Raw genomic sequence first — 17,993 nt, 5'->3', positions numbered from 1 at the left:
ATCGGAAGGAAAAACGCGCCAGGGAATAGATGGAACTACTGCTCGTTGGATTTATGTCACAGGACAATGTGGCAATCGAGGACGTTCGGGTATGCTGTTTTAGGCATCCGGAGAATTACAATGCACCGGAACCGCTTCGTATCTGGGATGAGAATGCCAATGGTGGTCGGGGGGATGCGTTTGTGAATTTTGCCCCGACGAAAAATAAAGACTGGAAACTGATGCCTGGTGAACATTATAAATTGTGTTATCGTATCTTTTCTTATGATGGTGAGATGACACGTGAACGAGCGGATCGTTTGTGGAACGATTTTGCATACCCTCCAAAAGTAACAATAAAACAATAGAAAGATGAAAAAGATAATATTAACAATAGCTGCCTTGCTTTTGGCTGGAATTATGGCGGCTCAAGTACAAGTTGTTTCCGCAACAAAGGTCGGAAACCGGATCGATGTTGTGGTTGGTAACCAGTTTTTCACCAGCTATCATTTTCAGCCGGATGAGAAATATCCGTTCTTTTTCCCGGTTAACGGTCCTGTTTCCGGAGCCTCGACTACTTCGATGCGTAATGGAGAGTTTCCTCACCATAGTTCTCTGTTTTTCGGTTGCGATCGGGTGAATGGTGGTAACTACTGGCAGGAAGGGCTTGAACGTGGACAGATTGTTTCGGTTGGTGCCCGTATTGTAGAGGCAAAAGGCGAACGGGTGGTAATTGAGGACGAATGCATTTGGAAACGGCCGGATGCGCAGGCTCCAATTATTGATCGCCGTAAAATAACAATTTCGTCTCCATCCTCAAATTTGTATCAGCTGGATTTTGATATCGAAATGGAAATGTTAATGGATGTTACAATCTTGAAAACTAATCATTCCCTGTTTAGTGCCCGTATTGATCCGGATTTAACAGTTAAACAGGGTGGCGTGATGATCAATTCTGAAGGTAAAGAAGGGGAAAAAGGAACGTTTGGTGTTGCTTCTTCTTGGATTGATTGTTATGGCAAAAGAAAAACCGGAATAGAAGGGATTACTATCATGCAGCATCCTTCAAATAAATGGTATCCGTCTCCCTGGTTTACGCGTGATTATGGTTTTATATCGCCGACACCTATGTATTGGCCGGAAAACAGGGAAACGACAGACCTGAGAAAAGGAGAGAAAATTAACTTGCGATACCGAGTGCTGGTGCATGCGGGAGACTCCAAACAAGCTGGTATAGTTCAATTGTTCGAACAATATAAAAAAGAATAAACCGATGGATATAAATTTGAAAGGAAAAGTTGCTGTTGTAACTGGTGGTGGAGGTGTATTGGGGGGGAGTATTTCCCGCAGTCTGGTAGAGAATGGAGTGAAAGTTGCTATTTTGGATATTCGCGAAGAGCAACTTGGTAATCGTATAAAAGAGTTGACACAACAGGGAGAGGTTCTTGGCATTCAATGTAATGTATTGGATATACATAGTCTTGAGGCTGCACGGGAAAAAGTGCTTAAAGAGTGGGGTCGTGTAGATATTTTAATAAATGCAGCGGGAGGTAATTTACCGGGAGCAACCTTGCGTGAAGATCAAACGGTGTTTGATATGAAAGTAGAAGATTTCAATCGGGTAACGGATCTGAATATGAATGGAACTGTCTATCCTTGCCTTGTGTTTGGAAAGATTATGGCGGAAAAAGGAGAAGGCTGTATCATCAACGTTTCGTCAATGGCTACTTATTCGGCTATTACGCGGGTTCCTGGTTATTCGGTTGCCAAAAGTGGCGTAAGTATCTTTACTCAATGGTTAGCGATGGAGATGGCGTTGAAATTTAGTGAGAAAATCCGTGTGAACGCATTGGCACCAGGCTTTTTTATTGGTGATCAGAATCGTGGGGTGTTAATCAATCCGGATGGCTCTTATACGGATCGGAGCCGGAAAATATTAGCCCGTACGCCTATGAAACGTTTTGGCAATATTAAAGAGTTGAACGGACTTGTCCATTTTCTCTGCTCAGAACATGCCAGTTTTATAACAGGAGCGATTATTCCAGTAGATGGTGGATTTAGTTCATTTAGTGGTGTATAGCGTATGGCATTGGAAAAAACATGGAGGTGGTTCGGCAGGAAAGATTCTGTCGGACTTGCCGATTTAAAGCAGATGGGAGTGGAGGGAGTCGTTACGTCCCTTCATCATATTCCGGCTGGCGAAGTTTGGCCGGTAGAGGAGATCTTGGCCGTTAAGCAGGAGATCGAAAATCATGGCATGAGGTGGAGTGTAGTGGAGAGTCTCCCTGTCTCTGAAGGAATCAAAATTTGTTCTGCCGACCGTTCCCGCCTGATTGAAAACTACCGGCAGTCTTTGCGCAATTTGGGACCTGCGGTATAGACACCGTTTGCTATAATTTTATGCCTGTGCTGGATTGGGCACGGACGGATTTGCGTTATAAAAACGCGAATGGAGCTGAATCCATGCTGTTCGATTATCCGACTTTTGCCGCTTTCGATATTTATATTCTCAAACGGGAGGGGGCGCGTGAAAGTTATCCTAAGGATATTCAGGAAAAAGCTGCCGGGATAATTGCCGGACTATCCTCGGAACAGCAGGAAGAGCTGGCCCATAATATTATCATTGTGACGCAGGCGTTCATTCATGGTGTAGTGGGGGAAGGGGAAGATTATAAGAAACAGTTCCTTGATTATTTGAAAACTTATGATCGGATAGGGAAAGAACAGTTACGCCGTAATCTTGTCCTGTTTTTGGACGATGTGGTTCCGGTCGCGGAAGAAGTTGGAATAAATCTCTGTATTCATCCGGATGATCCGCCTTTCCCTTTGCTGGGATTACCACGTATTGCTGGTACGATAGAGGATATCCGATGGATATTGGAGCAAAATGATTCAATGGCAAATGGTTTGACTTTTTGTACAGGATCACTATCGGCTCGGCCTGATAATGATCTTATATCGATGGTGAAAGAGTTTGCTTCCCGCATTCATTTTGTACATTTGCGGAATACGGCTTTTCTGCCGAACTATGGTTTCTATGAATCAGGCCATTTATGTGGTAGCGTAGATATGTTTGCCATTGTGAAATTATTGTTGGAAGAGCAGATCCGGAGGAGAAAAGCAGGGCGTACAGATACGAGACTTCCTTTTCGTCCAGATCATGGATTGCGAATGTTGGATGATTATCATCGTATTTCTAACCCTGGATATCCCTTGGTCGGACGATTGAAGGGGCTTGCTGAAATAGATGGTTTACAAACAGGGATTGAACGTTGTTTACTGGAATGTTCTGGTGATAATTAAAATTGGTAGTGTAAGAGAATGAAAAAGTATTTGATTTTTACATTGGCATCACTTTTATTGATGTCTTCTTGTTTTACAAAAAAAGCGGAATCGGATGTTTTTACCGGAACTCCGGGAGAAGTCAAACTTATAACATTGGATCCGGGGCATTTTCATGCAGCTTTGGTTCAGAAAGATTCGTATGATCAAGTGTCGGATAAAATCTATGTATATGCTCCTGATGGGGATGATGTGAAAGAGCATTTAAAAAAAATAGAGGGATATAATACTCGTACTGATTCTCCAACGAAATGGCAGGAAGTTGTTTATAAAGGTCCGGATTTTCTGGAAAGAATGCTTGTGGAGAAAAAGGGAAATGTGATGGTGACTGCTGGTAATAACAGGAAGAAAACCGAGTATATAAAGCAAACTTTGATGGCAGGGATTCATGTCTTGGCTGATAAACCGATGGCAATAAACAGTGAGAACTTCAGTTTGTTGAAAGAGTGTTTCGACATTGCCGGACAGAAAGGTGTCTTGTTGTATGATATTATGACGGAACGCAATGAAATAACAACTATGTTGCAGCGCGAGCTATCTTTGATTCCGGCTGTTTATGGAGAACAGTTGAAAGGTTCGTTAGCTGATCCAGCTATTGTAAAAGAAAGTGTACATCATTTTTTTAAAGTCGTGTCTGGAAATCCGTTAAAACGTCCGGCATGGTTTTTCGATGTGACCCAGCAGGGCGAGGGTATCGTCGACGTAACGACCCATTTAGTAGACCTTGTTCAGTGGGAAGCATTCCCGGAACAGGTAATCGACTATAAGAATGATATCGAACTGTTGGATGCTAATCGTTGGACTACTTCTATCAGTCCGGAAGAGTTTAAGCAGGTGACAGGAACAGAGGCTTATCCTGATTTTCTGAAAAAGGATGTTGAAAATGATACGTTGAAAGTCTATTGCAATGGTGATATTCTGTATAAGATTAAAGGTGTGACGGCAAAAGTATCTGTTATCTGGAACTATACCTTCCCGAAAGGTGGCGGTGATACTCACTTCTCAGTGATGAAAGGTAGCAAATCTGACCTGGTGATCCGTCAAGGTAAAGAGCAAAACTATCAACCTGAATTGTTTGTAGAAGCAGTTAAGGGTGTCGATCTGGCTGCCTATGAAAAGGATCTTACCGCTTCAATGGAAAAGGTTTCAGCCAAATATCCGGGTGTAGCCTTGAATAAGATCAGCGACAGTGTATGGCAGATCGAGATTCCAGCAAAATACCGTGTCGGTCATGAAGCTCACTTCGGGCAGGTAACAGAGCATTTCCTTCAGTATCTGAAGGATGGCAAATTGCCGGAATGGGAAGTTCCGAATATGCTGGCTAAGTATTATACAACGACTTCTGCTTTGGATATGGCAAAAGCGAAAACGAAATAGATTTAGCTATAATAATAAAAAAATGGAGTTGTTATAAATGTTTGTATGCTTTATAACAATTCCATTTTTTGTTTTTTCGAGAGCCAGGTGATTAAAAATCAAATCTTACACCTTGTTCCCATAGTGGTAGTAGCTTTTGTACAACGTCAGGCTTTTCTTTTGCTATATTTTTTCGTTCAATGCGGTCCTCATCATATTGGTAGAGCTCGGTAATGATTTCTCCTTTCTTGTTATAGCGTGTGAAGCGATATTCCGGAGTTCGGAGTGTAATGCAGTTCCGATAATAGCTATAAGCTGCATCGATCCATTTTTTGTCATTCGGTTTGTTTAGCAAGGTCGCAAAACTAAGCCCGTCCAATCCTGCAGGTAAAGGAATTTTACAAAGTTCCATGAGAGTTGGATAAATGTCGATAGAATTGACGATCCGTTTATTTTTTATCCCTTGCTTGCATCCGGGAGCTTTTATTACGAGTGCACTGCTTAGAGATGTTTCATGTAAGGTATGTTTTCCCCAAACACGAAGATCTCCTAAGTGCCATCCGTGGTCTCCCCATAAAATAATAATCGTGTTATCCATTTTTCCACTGGCTTCGAGAGCATCTAAAACTTTTCCAACTTGGGCATCCATATAACTTACGCAAGCAAAATAGGCATGTCGAAGTTTGCGGGCATAATCATCCGAAACTCTTTTTTCGATGAATGGCATTTCATCTCCTAATTGATAACTTTTGAACTCTGCACTCTCATGCAGACTGATAGGATCACACCCTTCCGGAATATCTGGCATAGGGGAGATGGGGATAGATGATTCCTCATACATATCCCAGTACTTTTTAGGAGATGTAAAAGGCAAATGAGGTTTAAAAAAGCCGACTGCCAGACAGAATGGCTCATTTTTTGTCGTTAATTCCTTTATCTTCTTGACCGCCAAATTAGCAGTTAACCCATCGGGATAACCTTCATCTGCAACATCTGCACACTCATATGGCTTTACTTGTTTTTTATGGCTTTGCCGGTTACTTCCGTCTGCGTATCCAAAGAAGGCATTCCAGCCATTTCCCCATTTCCCTGCATCGAATAACATTTCGTCCCAACTATAGGGAAGCTCCGGCTTATCAGTCTTGGGAGCTTCATAGCCGTATAGACATCCATCTACATAATGACTTATTTTCCCGATACCTACAGTATAATATCCGTTTCTTCGCAGGTGGTGGAACATCGTTTCGGGGATTTCCCCTTCCGGTTTGTCTGACAGTCTTGTTCGACATGCTTCGTTGGAAAGATCTGATTTGTCTTTAGGAAAATGTCCTGTTAGCATGCTGGCACGTGATGCTCCACTTGTCGGGACTTGTACATAGTGTTGAAAAAACAAACTGCCCTGTGAAGCCAGCCGATCGATATTCGGAGTTTTCACAATAGAACCATAAGCACCCAATTCCCTGCGGAGGTCATCCACGCATATAAAAAGAATATTGGGTTTTGTATTATTTATTTTTTGTTGTGCATGACTTTGTAGAGATAAGGTCAGCAGGCAAGCAGATAATAGAGGATAATTATTTTTCATGATGCATAATTTAGACATGAATAAAAATGTATTGTTAATATAGCCAACCGGTTGCCATATACCGGTTGGCTGGAAACTTATTGTTGATCGTCTATGACAGTTAGTGGAGGTATATTTTTCTCATATCCGATATACCCTTTATTTTGATTAATAGTTCCTCCCTGATTGCTGTCGATAGCGTTTGCCGGAATGGGCCAAAGAACGTGGAACGGACTTATCTTGAATACATTTGTTCCCCATAATACGTTACCGGCTTTATAAAATTCATTTTTTGCCATTGTACGATCGTACCAGAAATTCTTTTCGGAGAAGTTATCAGAAGAATAACCATTTAATCCTTTATCTGCCATGATAAAAGCAATTCGGGTTAATTCTGTTTTACGGAATTCTTCTGCAAATAGTTCTCTGGCTCTTTCGTCTAAAATGTATCCTATTGAGACTTGGGAAGCTGTAATGGGATCGGCTTTTGCGCGTACTCTTACTGTGTTGATATCTTCTGCGGCTTTATCTGTCTGATTTAACCAGAAATAAGCTTCAGCTCTTAAAAGATAAGTTTCTGCTAATCTGAATAGATACCAGTCGGAATGTCCTCCGTAGGGTTGATCGGGTCTTTCTTCGTCTTCTACATATACTTTGTAATAAGGGAAGGGATACCAACAGTGGATTGTATCTTTGGGATTTGTATATTGTATCTGTACGGGTTGCCCAAAGTATTTGGAAGACGGATTGTTGTAAATAAACTTATCAACAGAGAACCAATTCACTTGGTTATCGTGCCGTAAATCTTTGTTACAATTATCCCATATTTCATAGTTATAATAGCTGCACGGACGAACATAGCCGACGCCTCTTCCAACTTTTATCACAAATTCATTCCCTTGAGTATCGATAGTACCTCTTTTCCCGTCAGGATCTTTCATGTAGGAAGCATTCCACCAAGAAGGAACATAACGGCGCATTGCCTGAGTTCCACCTTTAATTTCCGCTTCTGGGAACCCGTAGCGTTCTTGTACAACCAGAATACCCTCTTTGTTTGAAGATGAACTTTTATTGTCTTTTTGGTGCAAATCCCAAATCGTATTGTATTTCGGATCGGATGCATCCACTCCAAAGCGGTCGGTCATCAGGGAGTGAATACCGTCATTAATAACTAAAGATGAAGATTCGACTGCCTCGGTAAATTTCCCGTTAGCTAAATATATTTTGGTTAATAAATGGTTCCCGGCCGCTCTCGATACGGCTCCCGGTACTGCGGTTTGAGGTAACCATTTTACAGCCCAGATCAAATCTTCCTCTATTTTTGCCAAAATCGTTTTTCTTGAATGAGTGTAGAAGTCTATTTTGGGAGCAGTGTGCTCGATATTCAAGAAAGGAACGTCTCCATATAGATGTACCAACCTGTAGTACCAGTAAGCCCTGTGGAAATAAGCTTCGGCAATAATTGCATTTTTAATCTCTTCCGTATCAAATTTGCCGTTATCGATACGTGACAGAATCACGTTTGCATTTCGTATCTGGTTATAGCCTCTTGTCCAGATTTCGTGAAAATCGTAGGTTGTGCCGGTTCCGGTCGGCAATACTTGAATATCGAAATTATGAATGGCACTGGCAGCTTTATTGGCACTGATTGCAATATCGGAAGCTATCAGTTCAGATGCTAATCCTCCTCCTTCTCCATAAAAATCGGGACGTAAGTTTTTGCGAAGGTTGACTAATACACCTTCAAATCCGGCTTTATCCGTATATATAGATTCAGGAGTGAAAATAGATAGAGGTTTTATTTCCAGAAAATCATCTCCACAAGAAATAGTTGTAAATAGAGATGCATAAATAATATATTTTATCCAATTCTTCATAATGTGATTATTTATAGTGTTACATCAATTCCGAAAGTGAAGATCCGAGGCATAGGAGTATTTCCTGATTCAGGATCCCATCCGGACCATTTTGTAAATGTTATTAGATTACGTCCACTCAAATATACTTTACAATGTCCTACTTTTAGATTCTTGATAATATTTTCCGGGATATTATAAGCGATGGATAGATCTTGTAGACGAACAAAGCTGCTTTTTTCATAAATACTGTATCCGGGAGTGTTTACTGTATTTAATCTGGTATATTTGTTTGTCGGATTTTCTGGAGTCCAATAGGGGAGTGCGTAATTGTTGCTTCTGTCTTCAACTTCAGACTTGCTGCTTAGCAGATCGTTCTCTCTCCAATGTCCTAAGTCTGCACGAATAAAGCAGGATATCTGGAAGTTTTTGAAAAGGGTAAAGTCATTTCGAAGTCCTAAGCGAAAACGGGGCTTTGTGTAACCCTGGAATACTTTATCTTCCTGTGTGGACACACCGTCTCCATTAGGATCAAATAATTTGACATCACCTGGAGCTTTTCCGAATGACTTGGCTTGTTCTTCTTCTCCAAGTTGATAAATACCTAAAAATTTGTAATTCCATATCCGGTCTATAGACTGTCCGATGAACCATCCGTTGTCGATATCGTCTCCTTCTTTTTGGCCGATTACATTGCCATTTTCATCCAATATGTTAACCATTTCTCCATAAAGATGTTTGATCTTGTTTCTGTTAAAAGAAAAGGTCAATGTTGAATTCCAATTGAAATCTTTATTTTGGATATTATAACTGTTAAGAGTCATTTCAAATCCTTTGTTTTGTAATTCACCCATGTTTGACATGACATTATCATATCCGATAATTGTAGGCAAGCTGCGTTTTAGTAGCAAGTCGTTAGTGATCATGCTGTAATAATCGACTGAACCATTTAAGCGATTGCCTAAAATAGAGAAATCCAAACCAAAATTCAAAGCTTTTGTTTTTTCCCATTTTAGATATTGGTTGGCCAGCGAGCTACTATAAATACCCGAAATTAAAGTATTTTCAGTCAGGTATTTATTCGTTTCGAGTTTTGCCAGGGCATCATAAATCCCGATGTCCCTATTACCGTTTATTCCATATGAAGCTCTGATCTTAAGATTGTCTATCCATTTGACATTAAAGAAAGATTCGTCAGACATATTCCAGGCTAATGCTCCGGATGGGAAAGTCGCGTACGGATTTTCCATTCCAAAAGCCGAATATCCGTCCCTACGTATGGATAGTGTCAGCAAATAGCGATTCATGAGTGTGTAATTCAAGCGTCCCATAATTGCTGTACCGGTCGAGTAGGTATCTTCGTTTTTAATGGTGGGTGATCCTCCGGTTCCTAATTGGTGAAATCCTAAGGCTTCGCTGGGTGTGAAGTTTATGTTCTCGCTGGTATCTTTCCAAGTCTGTTTCTTTTCTGCGTTGTATAAGAATGTTGCATAGAAATCATGAATTCCAAAAGTCTTCTTCCAGGAAATGATATTATCTATTTGCCATTCATAGAGAGAATAGTTGATTCGTTGTCCAAATCCACCTGTTTTGTTTCCGCTTGGGATAGTTGACGGATCATAATAATAGTTTTTTTGCCAATCGTAGCGATTAATAAAAGACACTTTATAACTAAAGCCAAATGGTAGTTTCAAATCTGCATATATGGTAGCAAATAGATTTTGGGTGACATTAAACTTATCTCGCATTTCGTAAAGGAGAAATGGGTTTTGTTCAATTCCGGAATCATCATGAGGATACCATTTTAAATCTCCGTTTTCATCATAAGGTTGTCCTAAGGGACTTTGACGCCTTATATTAGATAATTTGATAGCTTCATAGCTTTCATCTTTATTGCTGAATTGCGCATTGATCCCTACCGTGAGAAATTCAGCGACTTTAGTGTCTGCATTGATACGGGAGCGGATTGTTTTATATTCATCTCCTTTTATATATCCTTGGTTGTCTGTATAGCCTAGTGACCAGTAATATTTAGTTTTTCCGATGCCTCCGGATATATTGACATTGTAATTTTGTCTCAGCCCCGGGCGGGTTGCTTCTCCATACCAGTCATAGGTATTTCCATTCAGATAATTTTGTTGTTCGATATCGCGCAGATTCAAGCGTGTCATCCAAGTCATAAGTGGGTCGGACTGGTATGATGCATCATAATTTTGCCAGGTATTTACGTCGATGCCTTCGGGCAATTGATTAGGGTTATTATAATATCCTTCAGGTTTGTCCGGGTTTATTCTACGTTGGAAGTCTTGTCTGCGTTGAAGGAAGCCATCCAGATCATTAGGGCGGATATTCTTAGTGAAATCGGTCAAGCCCAGTTGGGCGGAGAAATTGATACTCATTTTTTCACCTTTTCCTTGTTTGGTATTGATGATTACGACACCTGCAGCAGAACGGGAACCGTAAACTGCAGCAGAACTGGCATCTTTCAGTACATCGACTGTTTCAATATCAGAGGGGTTAATATCGTTTATGGAGCCGTTAAAAATCACACCGTCCAAAACAACCAGAGGTGAGTTGTTTGCAGAAAGGGAAGCTGGGCCTCTAATTTCCATCTCGTTTGCACCCGAAGCAGATGTCCCGATATTAGAATTAAAACCTGCCACTGTTCCATTCAACATATCCAGTACATTTGTATTTTGCTGTGTTGCATATTTATCTGTTTTTACTTGGGCGATAGCTCCGGTGAGGTCTTTTTTCTTTACAGCTCCGTAACCGATTACAACAACCTCTTCCAGTATTTGCTGATCATCTTTTAAAATTATTTTCAGTACAGATTGTTGGTTGACGGTAATTTCTTGTGTGTTATAACCAATATAAGAGACTTGTAAGATGTCTCCTTCAGTAGCTTCCATACTAAATTTGCCATCGACATCAGTGATAGTGCCATTTGTGGTTCCCTTGATTATGACATTGGCTCCGATGACAGGTTCTCCCTGTGAATCGAGAACGGTTCCGGAAACAGCTTTGATTTGGGCCTTGAATAAGGCAATATGTTTATTAGAAATGCGAAAAGAAATGTTTCTTTTGCTTCGGAATAAGTTTCGTAGGATTTCATTTAAATCCAGATTGGTTTCCTGGATAGAGGTCCTTTCATTTCGGTCAATATCAGAAGTTTTATAAACGAATTTATATCCGGTTTTTTCTTCTATTTCATTGAATATCTCTTCGAATGATGCATTTTGCCTGTTCAGGGAGAGTTTTATAGTCTGTGCGTGTACAAATGAAAGATTCATAAGTAGAAGCAATAAAAAAGTCGTAACACAGATTTTATGTTTAAAAACCTTTTTCGATGAGGTATAATATTCCTTCCAGGTAAAATCTTTATGATTTTGCCTGATAAATAAAATTTTATCCATAATTTTGTGGGTATTAATTTTTTATACTTGACAGGGATATCCCTGTCGGTTGACAATAGAATTGGGAAATGGTCGCAACATTCCCAATTCTTTTTTATATCCGGCGGTGCGGATTAATACGTGTTTCTCATGTACTATCCATATTTATTACATTTTGTGGTTTGACATTGTATTTATTTTAAAAAGATTTCTCCTTTTTGCTTTTCTATCTGATAGCGGGCGGATATTTGCATAATAGACAATATTTCATCTAATGTTTCTTTCCCGGTGAAGTCGGCATTGAATGTCTGTTTGCGCAGATTTTCGCTTTCAATATGTATTTTTACGTGGAAAGCCCTTTGAAGTTCCTGCATGATTTCTTCTAAAGAACTGTCTCTGAATATAAATTTGCCGGTAATCCATGAAGTAATACTTTCTGGACGTATGGTTGAAACTATCAGATTATTATTGGACTTGTAAAAGACAGCCCGTTCACCGGGAGATAATATCCGGTCTGCTATTTGTGACAGGTTCTCTTTTCTATATAAACTGACTTTCCCGGTGAGAAGAGTTACTTCTGTCTTATCCGGTTCTGCGTCTACATTAAAAGTTGTACCCAATACCCGGATTCCGATCCTGTCTGTTTGAACGATAAACGGCTTTTTTTCATCTTTCCGGATTTCAAAGAATGCTTCTCCTTTTATTTCAACCTGGCGGGTATGTTCGCTGAACTCTCTCGGATAACGCAGGCTGGCATTGGCATTTAACCATACGACACTACTGTCCGGTAGTGTTATTTTTGTTTTTGCATCAGGAACGGCCGTTGTTTCATAATAGACAAGTTCGGGTTTGGGGGCTTGTCAATCAAGAGGATACCTGTAACCAACAGAAAGGCAATGGAAGCTGCTATGGATAAATATTTCCATGCCGGATTCCCTTTTCCGGCATAAGAAATAACGACAGGCCATTTTGCTCTGTCTGTTAAACGATTGAATGCCTGCTTTTCATCAAATGGCAAAGACTTGAAATGTATACGCTTTGCCAGTGATTCGAGTTCATTATTGTTTTGTCTATCTTCCATCTTGTTCTGATACTTTGTATAAATAGAGATGACAAGTGAAGTGAAAAACTCCTATTCGAAGTATAAAAAATAATTGAAGGGTGATTGCATTTATTTATTGATTCACTTTTGGCAAGTTTTGAACCTCCTGCAAATAAAGAAAAAGACAATAACCCCCTTTTCGGCCGTTTTTCTATTTCGTCCGAAATCTTGATCGATTTTGGATTGACTCTTTTCATGGTTTCAGTTCCCCCGGCTGACACCGGACGGAATGAGGTGCGCAGCCCGTTCCGAAAAGCGCGCAATTTGATTGCCGAAAACCGGAAACAGCAGCAAATTGATAAACCTTAACTCCTGGAGAATCGCCTGTAGCAAAATAAAACGGACGGCGCTCCAAATATCCCAGGGATTTTTTAGAGCCCTGTCGCCATGACGACCGTCCTCATCGCCCTCGCGACCGTCTTCATAGGGTATGACGACCGTTCTCATGGCGATAAAGTCCCAGGAAAACGAAATAAAGTCCGACTTCATGGCGACAAGGTGTCGGAAAAGAGGAAAAAGCCGGTTTTTCGGGCCGAAAAACTGGGTTGACATTTGTTTAGTTTCGGATGTCTTTCGAGCCCGAAAAAAGCGTTTTTTACAATAAGCCCCCCCGGGAGTTGAAAGTTGAGAGTTAAAGAGGGATCGAATTTAAGAAAAAGTGAAACATACAACCAGAGCTAAGTGTTAGGGATAGCGTTTATTTTAGTAAGTCCCTTCTTGAGTTTAAAATTTTTACTTACATTTACCACCTTAATATATTATTGAAGAAACTATATCTGAGATGGAGGAGAGTATCATATCCCTTTTTAATAAAGCAATCAGAGGAGATGAAACGGCATTCAGACTATTGTTTGAAACTTATTCCCGGCGTTTGTTTCATCTTGCTTATTATTATCTGCACTCTCGTGAATTGGCAGAAGAGGCCGTCTTGGATGTTTTTACGGTTGTCTGGCAGAAGGGGAAAACGCTATCCTATGTGAAAGAACCGGAACGTTATTTGTATATATCCGTGAAAAATCAGGCTCTGCATTATATAAGAAGAGGATATGTACAAGAAAAAGATTCTTATTCTTTATATGAAATAGAGTTGATACCAGATTCTGATTCTCCGGAAAAAAGTTTGTTGGATGAAGAATATCAGATATTGGTTCAGCAGGCCATTGATTCTTTACCTCCGAAATGCAAAGAAGTATTTCGTCTTGTCTTATCAGATAAATTAAAGAACCGGGAAATTGCGGATGTTTTAAGTATTAGTGAAAAGACTGTTAATATTCATATCGCAAAAGCTTATAAACGTATTGCTGAGTATGTAAACCAGCAATATAAGCAGGTAAAAGGCTTTATGCTCCTTTTACTTTAGTCTTCCGGATATAATCAAAAATCTTTTGTGTCTTTAGCAGATATACGGATAATCGTAACAGTCCTTATACCGGAAAGATTCTCTATTGATCCCTTTTAAATTCATCGACAATCTCCAAGAGCTTTGCGCCATAGTTTTCTACGATCTTTTTCCCGATACCGGGTATGCTGAGCAGGTCGCGGCCACTGACCGGTAAAGTGTTGACTACGCCGATCAATGCTTTTTGCTGCAGGATCGTGTAAGGAGGGAGGTCTTTCTCGACGGAAAGTTCATACCGCCATTGTCTCAGGCGGGCATATAGTTCCGGATATTTGATATCTGTCGATATTTCCTGTTTTTCTTGTTTGGAAGACCTTTCAGAGCGTTTGCGGGCAGGTGCTTTTGCCGGTTGTTCGATGCTTGCCTTTGCTTTTGCCGACAGATAGCCCGAGATCGTGAACTCGTCTTTACATCCTTGCAGTGCCGATAGCTTGATGCGGAGGTCTTCGTTCAGTTTGTTGAATGCGTTGGTGACTGTCTTGCGGACTTCCTTATTATCGATTTCCACATTATCGGATGCTTCTTGCAGGGGCGTACAAAGACGGTCTATCTGTTCCAGGAAGTAAGCGACGCCTTTGCGGACCCGTTCCTGGATTCTCTCGTCATGCAGGTAATTGTCGGGATTCTCTGCGATCATCCGTTTTAATTGCTGGATGAAACGTTCGCCGACATCTGTAATTGTCGAGCGAAACACATCGCGGGTGTTGGAATACTGGACACTTAGTTCCGGATATAGCTTTTGCAGATTTCCATATACTGTGAAGGCGGCATATTGCAGGCGTTGCTGAAGATTATTGAAGTCGAACAGCTCGCAGATCAGCTCCGTGAAGTATTGTTGTTGGGCTCTCCGGATCTGGTCTTCGCCCGGCCGGCGGCTGTCAACCGATGAGGTGAACGCCTCTATCCGTCCGTCGCTGATCATGGCGTTGCGGGTGATCTGGCTGCTCAGTACAAGTCCTTCCAGTGTCTTGCAACGGCTCAACGCCACATACACCTGTCCATGCGAAAAGGCGGCCGAAGCGTCGATAATCGCATGTTCGAAAGTCAGCCCCTGGCTTTTGTGAATGGTGATGGCCCAGGCTGTTTTCAGCGGATATTGGCTGAAAGTGCCGGATGTTGTTTCTGTGATTTCCTGTGTCTCCGGGTTGATCGTGTATTTTACGTTGTTCCAGGTTTCCTTCTCAACGATGATTTCGTTTCCTTCTTTGTCAACAACTGTTATCTTGCTCGGATTGATAAAGACGACTTTACCGATCTTGCCATTGTAATAACGCTTCTCCGGGGAAGAGTCGTTTTTGACGAACATGACTTGCGCGCCGCATTTCAGTGTCAGCTTGTCGTCCGTCGGATAAGAGTATTCGGGGAAATCGTTATTGATCTCGGCCGAAAAGGTATAAGCCTGACCGGACAGTTCCGCTAATTTCCGGTTGTTGATCTGCTGCGCCTGGTAGTTGTGAGTCGTCAGCGTGATGTAGCCGGCGCGTTCGTCCGGCTGAAAGTCGGGAATGTATCGTTGGTTCAGCCGGTATAATGTATCATCGTCGAATTTGTTTTCGCGGATATTATTCAGCAGGTTGATGAATGACGTGTCGCTCTGGCGGTAGACATGCGTCAGTTCGATGCAGAAATAATTGCTTTCCGACAGGGCCTTGCTGTCGAAAAAGAAAGTTGACGGATAGTGCTCTTTCAGCAGGTTCCATTCATCATCTTTGGCGACAGGGGCTAACTGTTGCAAATCGCCGATCAGTAACAGTTGGACACCGCCGAAGGGTTTATTATGGTCTTTATACCGGCGCAGGACGTCGCTGATCGCATCCAGCAGGTCGGCACGTACCATGCTGACCTCGTCGATCACAAGCAGGTCCATACTGCGGATGATATTGATCTTATCTTTGCGGAACTGGTTCTTGAAATCCTGTTTGCCTCCCTGGTATTCCGGAGAAGACGGAATGTAGGGACCAAACGGTAGCTGGAAGAAAGAATGGATTGTGACTCCTCCTGCATTGATGGCGGCGACTCCGGTAGGGGCGACGACGATCATTCGTTTGGGAGACACCTCTTTTAGTCTTTTTAGAAATGTAGTTTTGCCCGTTCCGGCTTTACCTGTCAGAAAGAGGTTGGTTCCGGTATTCTGCAGTAAGTTGAAGGCGAGGTCAAATTGTTGGTTTGTTTGCATGGTACTTAGAAATTAATGATACATTGCAAATGTATTAAAGTTTATGGCTTTGGGCAAGAAATTACGTGCAATTTTTGTATTTTATTGCTTTGCGAAGTCGAAAAAACGGCAGATTTCTCCAAACATTACATCGGAGAAGTCTGCCGTTTCGCTATTTCTTAAACTACTAATGCGGCGATGAACTGGATGAAAAGGATCAGGAAGACCATTGCGATCGGATAGACAGTCGCATAAGCGATGCTCGGGGCGGAACTGTCGCTCATCGAATCGGCTGCCGCAAGCCCCGGCGTACTGGTCATTCCTCCGGCAATCGTACCGATCAGGTCCAGAATATGGATTTTAAAGACAAAATGTCCGAACACTACGGCTACAATCATTGGTACCATTGTGATCGCCATACCGATGCCGAACAGTGTCCAACCGCTTTCCTGGAATGTCGACACCAAGTTGACACCGGCGGATGTTCCGACTTCGGCAAGGAACAGCAGCAATCCGATCTGGCGCAGCAACTGGTTGGCCGAACCGGACATAGACCAGATGATCGGTCCCGTTTTGCCGATTGCACTCAGTATGAGGGCTACGATCAGGATACCTCCCGTCAGTCCTGGCGAGAAAGAGAAAGAGTCGGAAAACGATATGTTCAGCTTTCCGAACAAAACGCCGAGTACGATACCGGCCGCAATCGGGAAGAAGTCCGTGTCGGAAAGTCTTTTTTCGTCATTGCCTAAAACCTGTCCCAACTCTTTGAGGTCTTCTTTCTCTCCGGCAACCATCAGTTTGTCGCCGAATTTCAGCAGCAGGTCCGGTTCGGGAGGAAGGTCGATCCCGCTTCGGCGTACACGGGTGACGGTACAGCAGAAGGTGCTTTGCAGGTTGAGGTAGCCGAGGCTTTTGTTGATTACGTTTTTGTTGGTCACCAGCATGGATTGCAGTTCCTGGGTGCTGCCGAAGGGCAAGTCGTTGTTCACCCGTTCTCCGATAAGCAGCGATAGTTGTTCCAAAGACTTGTCGTTTCCGACAGCCTTGATCATATCCCCTTCGTGCAGGATGGTGTCTGCCGTGGGAATACTGATTTTATCGTTGTGCTCCACACGGGAAACGACGGCGCCTGTCATTGTTCGGAGCTGTAAATGTGCCAATGATTTCATGAAAACATGTATATTGGAAACGAGGAATGTGGCTGTATGTAGGGGCGGATATTTCCCTCTCCGCTGTGCCTCGAGCGCTTTGGCCTCGGCGATCAGGTCTTTACGCAGAAGTTTCGGCAGCAGCTTGATGAAAAGAATGACTCCGATTACCCCGAACGGATAAGCGATACCGTAGGCTATGGAGGCGGAAGACGAATGCGTGCTGTCTATCGCGACGGCAAGACCCGGCGTACTGGTCAGTGCACCGGCGATCAGCCCGACCAGGCTCGGCGTGTCGATCCCCATCGCATATTTCAATATCAAGCCCGTGAGGCTGGCGGAGCCGACAATCAGCAAGGTGAGTATAATCAGCGTTTTCCCTTTTGACCGGAACGAGTCGAAGAACCCGGGACCTGCCTGTATGCCGATCGTGAAGATGAACAATACCAAACCGAAGTTACCTAACTCTTTCGGAATGACTACTCCGTAGTGCCCGAAAAGAAGGGCGATAAAGATAACAGCCGATACGTCGAGTGAGAGACCTTTGATCTGTATTCTGCCTAACATGAACCCTAAGGCGATAATCAGGAACAAGGCAAAATAAGACGATTGAAGCAATGTTTCAAACATGTCAAATAGTTTTGTTGTGAAGATTTATGTTTGCAAAATTACACTTTTCTCTTCTTATGGGCAATCT

The 17,993-nt window shown here is 42.2% G+C and carries 13 protein-coding genes and 1 pseudogene; 6 read left to right on the top strand and 8 right to left on the bottom strand.

Features of this window, described 5'->3' with window-relative positions; genetic code table 11:
* The first annotated feature begins 29 nt into the window (after positions 1-29).
* The 5 genes and pseudogenes from DW083_RS02890 (at position 30) to DW083_RS02870 (ending at position 4,698) form a co-directional block, all read left to right on the top strand.
* Positions 30-347 carry a DUF6807 family protein gene (locus tag DW083_RS02890; RefSeq protein WP_122331360.1) on the top strand — a complete coding sequence of 106 codons (318 nt, stop codon included), beginning with the start codon at positions 30-32 and terminating at the stop codon, positions 345-347.
* Between the two features lie 4 nt (positions 348-351).
* On the top strand, positions 352-1,248 hold the full coding sequence (locus DW083_RS02885; RefSeq protein ID WP_122331359.1) for a PmoA family protein: 897 nt from the start codon (positions 352-354) through the stop codon (positions 1,246-1,248).
* A gap of 4 nt (positions 1,249-1,252) precedes the next feature.
* Positions 1,253-2,059 carry an SDR family oxidoreductase gene (locus DW083_RS02880; RefSeq protein WP_122331358.1) on the top strand — a complete coding sequence of 269 codons (807 nt, stop codon included), beginning with the start codon at positions 1,253-1,255 and terminating at the stop codon, positions 2,057-2,059.
* 3 nt (positions 2,060-2,062) lie between these two features.
* A pseudogene (gene uxuA / locus DW083_RS02875) lies at positions 2,063-3,282 on the top strand (mannonate dehydratase).
* Positions 3,283-3,300: 18 nt separating this feature from the next.
* Complete coding sequence (locus tag DW083_RS02870; protein ID WP_122331357.1) at positions 3,301-4,698, top strand: putative oxidoreductase C-terminal domain-containing protein; 1,398 nt, start codon at positions 3,301-3,303, stop codon at positions 4,696-4,698.
* A gap of 91 nt (positions 4,699-4,789) precedes the next feature.
* Here the strand turns inward: DW083_RS02870 and DW083_RS02865 are convergent, their stop codons facing one another.
* The 6 genes from DW083_RS02865 to DW083_RS02845 all read right to left on the bottom strand — a co-directional run bounded on the left by DW083_RS02865 (position 4,790) and on the right by DW083_RS02845 (position 13,146).
* Complete coding sequence (locus DW083_RS02865) at positions 4,790-6,262, bottom strand: sulfatase (RefSeq protein ID WP_122331356.1); 1,473 nt, start codon at positions 6,260-6,262, stop codon at positions 4,790-4,792.
* A 77-nt stretch (positions 6,263-6,339) separates the two neighbouring features.
* Positions 6,340-8,118: a RagB/SusD family nutrient uptake outer membrane protein gene (locus tag DW083_RS02860; RefSeq protein WP_122331355.1), complete on the bottom strand. Its 1,779-nt coding sequence runs from the start codon at positions 8,116-8,118 to the stop codon at positions 6,340-6,342.
* Positions 8,119-8,129: 11 nt separating this feature from the next.
* Positions 8,130-11,513, bottom strand: a complete 3,384-nt coding sequence (locus tag DW083_RS02855) for a TonB-dependent receptor (protein WP_122331354.1) — start codon at positions 11,511-11,513, stop codon at positions 8,130-8,132.
* Between the two features lie 173 nt (positions 11,514-11,686).
* On the bottom strand, positions 11,687-12,289 hold the full coding sequence (locus tag DW083_RS02850) for a FecR family protein (RefSeq protein ID WP_233551715.1): 603 nt from the start codon (positions 12,287-12,289) through the stop codon (positions 11,687-11,689).
* Positions 12,286-12,573: a hypothetical protein gene (locus tag DW083_RS22445; protein WP_233551709.1), complete on the bottom strand. Its 288-nt coding sequence runs from the start codon at positions 12,571-12,573 to the stop codon at positions 12,286-12,288. Before DW083_RS22445 ends, DW083_RS02850 begins: the two co-directional genes overlap by 4 nt.
* 222 nt (positions 12,574-12,795) lie before the next feature.
* Positions 12,796-13,146, bottom strand: coding sequence for a hypothetical protein (locus DW083_RS02845; protein WP_147382079.1), 351 nt, complete (start codon positions 13,144-13,146; stop codon positions 12,796-12,798).
* 229 nt (positions 13,147-13,375) lie between these two features.
* Between DW083_RS02845 and DW083_RS02840 the strand changes: the two genes are divergently transcribed.
* On the top strand, positions 13,376-13,954 hold the full coding sequence (locus DW083_RS02840) for an RNA polymerase sigma-70 factor (RefSeq protein ID WP_122331352.1): 579 nt from the start codon (positions 13,376-13,378) through the stop codon (positions 13,952-13,954).
* Positions 13,955-14,036: 82 nt separating this feature from the next.
* Here DW083_RS02840 and DW083_RS02835 read toward each other — a convergent pair whose 3' ends face one another.
* Together DW083_RS02835 and DW083_RS02830 are read right to left on the bottom strand one after the other, a co-directional pair.
* Positions 14,037-16,169, bottom strand: coding sequence for an HRDC domain-containing protein (locus DW083_RS02835; protein WP_122331351.1), 2,133 nt, complete (start codon positions 16,167-16,169; stop codon positions 14,037-14,039).
* Between the two features lie 158 nt (positions 16,170-16,327).
* Entirely contained in the window at positions 16,328-17,926 is a 1,599-nt protein-coding gene (locus tag DW083_RS02830) for an aspartate:alanine exchanger family transporter (protein WP_122331350.1), read from the bottom strand.
* Between the last annotated feature and the right edge of the window lie 67 nt (positions 17,927-17,993).

It is taken from the genome of Parabacteroides sp. AF48-14, assembly GCF_003477465.1.
GTDB classification, from domain to species: domain Bacteria; phylum Bacteroidota; class Bacteroidia; order Bacteroidales; family Tannerellaceae; genus Parabacteroides; species Parabacteroides acidifaciens.
Note: the sequence above shows the minus strand (reverse complement) of the source record. Positions and strands in the feature narration are given on the sequence as shown.